The 5,920-nt window shown below is 37.3% G+C and carries 7 protein-coding genes, 1 rRNA gene and 1 pseudogene; 2 read left to right on the forward strand and 7 right to left on the reverse strand.

Translation table 11 applies throughout. The features are described from left to right. The first annotated feature begins 2 nt into the window (after nt 1-2). Both rrf and WA010_RS05065 read left to right on the forward strand, forming a co-directional pair. Nucleotides 3-118: ribosomal RNA gene (gene rrf / locus WA010_RS05060) — 5S ribosomal RNA — on the forward strand. A gap of 100 nt (nt 119-218) precedes the next feature. Next, nucleotides 219-773 carry a GNAT family N-acetyltransferase gene (locus WA010_RS05065; protein ID WP_422556060.1) on the forward strand — a complete coding sequence of 185 codons (555 nt, stop codon included), beginning with the start codon at nt 219-221 and terminating at the stop codon, nt 771-773. Here WA010_RS05065 and WA010_RS05070 read toward each other — a convergent pair. The 7 genes and pseudogenes from WA010_RS05070 to WA010_RS05100 all read right to left on the reverse strand — a co-directional run. Then, nucleotides 770-2,050 (reverse strand): trypsin-like peptidase domain-containing protein, encoded by a 1,281-nt coding sequence (locus WA010_RS05070; protein WP_422556061.1) that lies wholly within the window; start codon nt 2,048-2,050, stop codon nt 770-772. The two genes, WA010_RS05065 and WA010_RS05070, sit on opposite strands and share 4 nt — an antisense overlap. A 9-nt stretch (nt 2,051-2,059) precedes the next feature. Next, nucleotides 2,060-2,521 carry a DUF420 domain-containing protein gene (locus WA010_RS05075; RefSeq protein WP_422556062.1) on the reverse strand — a complete coding sequence of 154 codons (462 nt, stop codon included), beginning with the start codon at nt 2,519-2,521 and terminating at the stop codon, nt 2,060-2,062. A 113-nt stretch (nt 2,522-2,634) separates the two neighbouring features. Further along, nucleotides 2,635-2,895, reverse strand: a complete 261-nt coding sequence (rpsR, locus tag WA010_RS05080; RefSeq protein ID WP_294895886.1) for a 30S ribosomal protein S18 — start codon at nt 2,893-2,895, stop codon at nt 2,635-2,637. A gap of 21 nt (nt 2,896-2,916) precedes the next feature. Next, on the reverse strand, nt 2,917-3,423 hold the full coding sequence (locus WA010_RS05085) for a single-stranded DNA-binding protein (RefSeq protein ID WP_422556063.1): 507 nt from the start codon (nt 3,421-3,423) through the stop codon (nt 2,917-2,919). A 19-nt stretch (nt 3,424-3,442) separates the two neighbouring features. After that, nucleotides 3,443-3,826 (reverse strand): 30S ribosomal protein S6, encoded by a 384-nt coding sequence (gene rpsF, locus WA010_RS05090; RefSeq protein ID WP_295013249.1) that lies wholly within the window; start codon nt 3,824-3,826, stop codon nt 3,443-3,445. A gap of 117 nt (nt 3,827-3,943) precedes the next feature. Further along, nucleotides 3,944-4,909: a DNA polymerase III subunit delta gene (holA, locus tag WA010_RS05095; protein WP_422556064.1), complete on the reverse strand. Its 966-nt coding sequence runs from the start codon at nt 4,907-4,909 to the stop codon at nt 3,944-3,946. Nucleotides 4,910-5,094: 185 nt separating this feature from the next. Next, nucleotides 5,095-5,920 (reverse strand): annotated as a pseudogene (locus WA010_RS05100) (hypothetical protein); the annotation flags it as partial.

A 5,920-nucleotide genomic window follows, 5' to 3' on the forward strand; every position in this document is an offset into this window, starting at 1 on the left:
GCTCAGGTGGCTATAGAGAGGGGGAAACGCCCGGTCCCATTCCGAACCCGGAAGCTAAGACCCTCTTCGCTCATAATACTGCATCTTTCAGGTGTGGAAACGTAGGTCGCCGCCTGGCCTCAGATTTCTTCTAATTCTATCTTTCATAACAAAAATCACAAATTTTTTACTCATTGTCAAAATCAACCTCTTAGCATTACTGCTGTATACTTTCATTTATGAAACCAATATTTTATTTTCTCAGATCTTCCGAACAAAAAATACTTACCGATATGCTCCATTATGCGATGCGTTTAGATGATGTCAAAAAATCATTAACTGAACTTCCTAATCTTTCTATTTATCATGAGTTTTATGGCTTTACCAGTAAAGACTTAGGTCTGTATGCTCTTGTCGATAATCAGCTCTCCGGTGCCGTATGGATACGCCGTTTAAATGGTGATCACGGTTCAAATGGCTACATTGATGACAATACCCCTATTTTGAATATTGCAGTCCTTCCTGAGTTCCGAGGGAAGGGGATAGGGTCACAGATGATTGAGCAGCTGTTTATTGAAGCAGGGGCACTCTATGAGAATATCAGTGTCAGTGTTGTTCAAGATTCACCTGCAGTCCATTTTTATGAGCGACATGGGTTTGTATTGCACGATAAGAGTATTGTAGAGCAAAGTTTTGTCGATGGTAAGTATGTTATTACATTGATCAAAAAACTTCAAAAAGCGGCAGTTATTCGCCCATCTGATGGATATGATCCAAGACGGTGGATGGATTAATTCTGGCTACTATATGCTTTAAGTGCTGTTTTATTTCCAATAGGGACTACTAAGTTACTATTCTCTCGTTTTATTTTAACCAAGGCAATTTCACCTTCTTTTAGTTTTGATAGTTGCGTATTGCATTCTTGTAAAGAGCTAGTCTCGATCCCATTAATTTCTTTTATTCTATCTTTAGGATTAATACCAACTATTTTCGCCATACCATAAGTGAAAACGACTTCAATTTCAGAATTTTCTTCTCGTAAAATCAATCCTAATTTTTCGCTGCTATCAGCTGTACCTGCATTTATTATCTCTTTTGAGTGTATCGGAGAAGATCCTAACTTTATGGTTATGTTTTTACGTTGCTTCTCTCGAATCACAGATAGTGTTACCATTTCATTAGGACGAGATTGTTCCATATATCGGTGAAGTTCTCCGCCATCATTCAGGGTTATTTCATTGAATCCTATGATTAGATCTCCTGTTTGTAAACCACTTTCTTGGGCGGAAGAATTTGGCTCAATTCTGCTTACAAATATTGAAGCTCGTAGTCCTAACTTACGCGATATCCGCTCAGAGGATAAAAATTCGGCTCCTAAATAGCCTCGTATAATCTTTTTTTGCTCTATAAGCTGAGTTGTTATTCGATGAACATCCGCGATAGGTAATGCAAAAGCGATATTCGTGTAGCTTCCCTGTTTAGAAAAATAGGTTGATATCATTCCGACCAATTCACCTTTTTGGTTAAAGAGAGGTCCCCCTGAATTTCCAGGATTGATTGCGGCATCGATTTGAATAAATTGTAGGTAAGGATAATTAGGGAGAAAACGATTGACGGCTCCTACAATACCATAGCTAACACTGTGTCCGAGAGAAAAAGGAGAACCTACTGCAAAAACCCCTTCTCCAATATTTACATCTCTATTAGCCTTGGCGAGTGCTGGTGTATTTAAGCCATAGGATTGCAATACGGCGATATCTGTTTTGTCATCCTTAGCTACAAGATACGCAGGGAATTCATTGTTTTGATAATCGATCACTGAAATCTTTTTACCATCGCCTATAACATGAGCGTTGGTGACGATATACGATTGCTCATTTAGAATAAATCCGGAACTCCCTGAATCGGTAGCCGTTAGCTCACTCTCATCTCTGTTCACTTCACTTTTTTGGACTTTTATTTTGACAACAGAGGGGAGAGCCGCTTTGACGTGTTCTGTGAGATTCGTAGTGGGTTCAGAAGCTATGGAAACACTATAAATAAGAGTTAGGAGAATAAGAGCTATTTTCATGACAGTACTTTAGAATAAAAAGAGATAAATAGAACATCCCATAATCGACGTTATGGTTAATGCGGTAAATATCCATTTACCCATTTTACGATGTTTTTCACTATTTTCCAAAATACCGTTTTGATAGGATTTATAGGTGGCTATGATGAGATATATCCATCCCCCAACCGCCATAAGGGCAATAAAAATATGAATGACAAGAAAAAGCAGGAGAAAGTCATAGGACAGAGGACTTTGCTTTGCATATTCGATAAAGCCTCCCGTTAATCTTACGCCTATTTCAAAAATAAGAACCATAATAATGGTAATAGCCAAAATAATGAATTGACTTTGATAATGGAGTTTTATGTTTCCACAGATGGCTTGATAGACGGAGAATCCCAATAAAAAGGGGAGAAGTGCAAAATAGAGGGTAACGATATCCATATACATTAAGGCTTTCGTGCCTAAAAAACCTGGTTCAAAAAACATAACTACCCTCATTGTATAAATACGACATTATAGCAAGGGAAAGAGACGATTAGAATATTAATTGAAGAGGATAAAAAATGTCGGCAAAATGCCGACATTAGTGGTGCTGATTCTTAGTTGTTATCGAAAGAAGCGCCGGCGATCACTTTACGTGATACAGTATAAGGAATCAACGCAGCTGCGCGTGATTGTTTGATAGCGATTGTAACCATATCTTGGTGACGTTTACAGTTACCTGTAAGACGACGAGGCATGATTTTGAAACGCTCAGAGAGTGAATATTTCAATGATTGTACATCTTTGTAGTCAATGAAATCAACTTTTTGCTCGCAGTATTTGCAATAACGTTTTTTGTATTTTCTTTTTTCTGACATGGTTCTATCCTTGTGCTTATTCTAAAACGGAATTTCGTCTTCGTTTATATCAATCTCTGGGAGATTGTTTTCCGGCATTCTTGCCGGTGCGGGTTTAGAATACGACGGTGGAGGAGTGTAAGCCGCTTTAGGTGCAGGTGCATCATAGCCGCTATTTCCAGCATCGCTGTATTCGTTATAACCGCCCTGAGAACCACCCTCGCTGCGTGAATCGAGCATTTGCATCGTTTCTACGATAACGGAGTGTTTAGAGCGCTTTTGCCCATTGGTTTGGTCAACCCATTGATCAAATTTTAATCGTCCTTCGACGAGGATTTTGCTCCCCTTGCGAAGGTATTGGTTGGCGACTTCACCAGAGCGGCCGAAAAAAGTGATGTCGACAAAACATATTTCCTCTTTTTTCTCGCCGTTCACCGTAAATGTACGATTAGTTGCAATACCAGTATTGGCAATTGCCGATCCACCTTGTGAATACTTGAGTTCAATATCACGAGTGAGTCTTCCAACCAAAATAATTTTATTAAACATAGGTTTTCCTTGTAATGACTTACGAAGCTACTTCTTCTTTTTTCTCAGCAACAGCAGCAGTTGGAGCAGGTTTTTTGGTTTTTTCAACCATACCGTTCCAAGCTGCAATTTCACGTTTTGAATCGTATTTCATTGTTACGAAACGCAAAATTTCCTCGTTGATACGGAAACGACGTTCAATTTCAGCAATCGCAGCAGGTGCAGATTTGTAATACATAACGTAAAAATAACCGCGAGCGTTTTTCTCGATCGGGTAAGCTAATTTTTTCATTCCCATTGCGTCGCGAGCAACGATCTCACCGCCGTTTGCAGTGATCACTTCTTCAACGAGAGCGATGGTGTTTTTAATCTCTTCTTCTGTAAGAGTAGGTTTTACGATTACTAGGTTTTCGTAATGTCTCATAGCGTATGTCTCCTTATGGTGTTCGCCCCTTATGGTTGTTATACAGCACGACAGTCGTGTTGCAAAGAGCAAGGAACGCGCGGATTATACTGAAAAATAGCTTAATATTAGTTTTGATTAAAGGATTGATTGCAGTTTCAGCAACGCTGAAAGAAGCAATGATTCTTGATCGGGACTTCCAGTTGATTTCATCTTCAGCTCGGTATCGAGGAGGAGATTAATCCCCCGTTTATACCCCTCAGGTGAGATTTTGATGGACAATTTGGCTCGTTCCTCTACAATCTTGGGAGGTGGTTTATAGCCTAATACGGCGATTGGATCAGCGAATCCATTGACTTTTATTACTGTATTAAATAAATATAATTCGGTTAACATTTTACATAACGAAGTGATAATAAATACTTCATCTAATCCTGTTTCTAGCAAAAATTTTAAATCGTGTAAAAACTCTTTTTTTTCAATGATTTTGATATGGAATGAATCCAATTTGAGTTCACTTAACCCATATACATTCTCATCAATATCATGAATTGTAATCTGCTTATTCAAGATAGAGAGCTTAGAGAGTTCGTTGCAAGCAAGTGAAAGGTCGTTATTATGGACTTCTAGTAGATGCATTGCGGCTCGCTGGTCAAGTTGTAGTCCGGATTGTCTAGCTTCTTGAACAACAATCACACCGGCCTCTCCAGCAGAAGGGTTATAGAAACGAACCGATCCAGCATGAGAACCTTTGAATGCCGTATCAACGCTTTTGATATCTTCACCGACATAACAATAGATAAAATAATTGTCATCATTTTTACCCACAAGCTCAACAAGCGTATCTAGTTCTGCTTTGGGGAGTTTTTTTTCGTGTTTGACGATAAGGAGGTTTTGATCACCGAAGAGCGATCCTTGGGAAAGGTGGGCTTTGGCGCTGTTAAAATCATATTCGTCATGATAGAGGTTTAGAACCGATGCCCCCTCGATTTGGGAGAGTCGGTGGGCATAGCGATCGATGAAAAAGTGATTTTCACCAAAGAGTACCATTGCTCGTGGTACTGAATTATTTTGTAAAAGACGATCTAAATCTTGTTTATACATGTAATTACTTCTCCATACTTTTGTTAATGGCAGCGCTTTATTTCTTTTTCGTCGATTTTATACCGATTTTTCGACTGTTGAGTTCGGTATCTTTTTTTATTTTATACCACTTATCAAAGTTTTTCATTTATTTTTCTTATAGTTTAAAACAATAATGAAGTTATCGTCTAACCAAAAATTTATTTTCATGCGAAAACTTCCTTAGTAAGTTCTCTATTATTTAGCATTGCAAGGCTTATTTCGCTACCGTCAATATTAACGACTTTATTGAACAAAATTCCAAAGATATTATTTTCACTTATTCCATTTGCTTCAAGTAATTGTTTTTCATCCAAAAGTAGTGTTTTTAATTTTAAGATTAAGTCATTTGGTGAGATAGGGTAATGTTCATCTCTAAGCCCACGATTAATACGTATATTTTTTAAATAAGGATACTTTGACAAGTCATAATGCACCTTACAGTCCCTACATTGATATGAAGTATCAGAAAGTTCTTCCATCCATTGTCCACATTTATAGCAAAAATATTCAGATCTTTCTAAATGTCCTAATTTATTATCTATTTTATATTTTAAATCAGGATGAACATATAAGTTGTTTTTTACTAAATTATTTTTTCTTCGTTCAAGCATAGCATGTGAACAACAGCTTCCACAGATATTACAAATATATAACCCATTATTACATTTTTTGGATTCTCTACTATCAATAATAGCGAGACATTGACCATTTAGACAATGATTTAAATATATAACTTCATGGTGCTGACCGCACTGTTGATTTTCACAGGAAAATCTGATAACAGCATAGGAGGCAACTGTAGCTTCAACGGGATATAGTATGTGCCCACACTCAGCACAATACATTCTTTCTAAAAGTTTTTGAAATCGATTTAAGATAGTAACAAATTTAATATATTCTCCAATTGGAAAAGTTGCAAGATTAGTCTTTTCTTCAAGCGATAATTCTAAAATATTTATGAAATCATAAAGAGAATATTCTTTCCACTGC

The sequence above is a fragment of the Sulfuricurvum sp. genome (assembly GCF_049305995.1).
Classification (GTDB): domain Bacteria; phylum Campylobacterota; class Campylobacteria; order Campylobacterales; family Sulfurimonadaceae; genus Sulfuricurvum.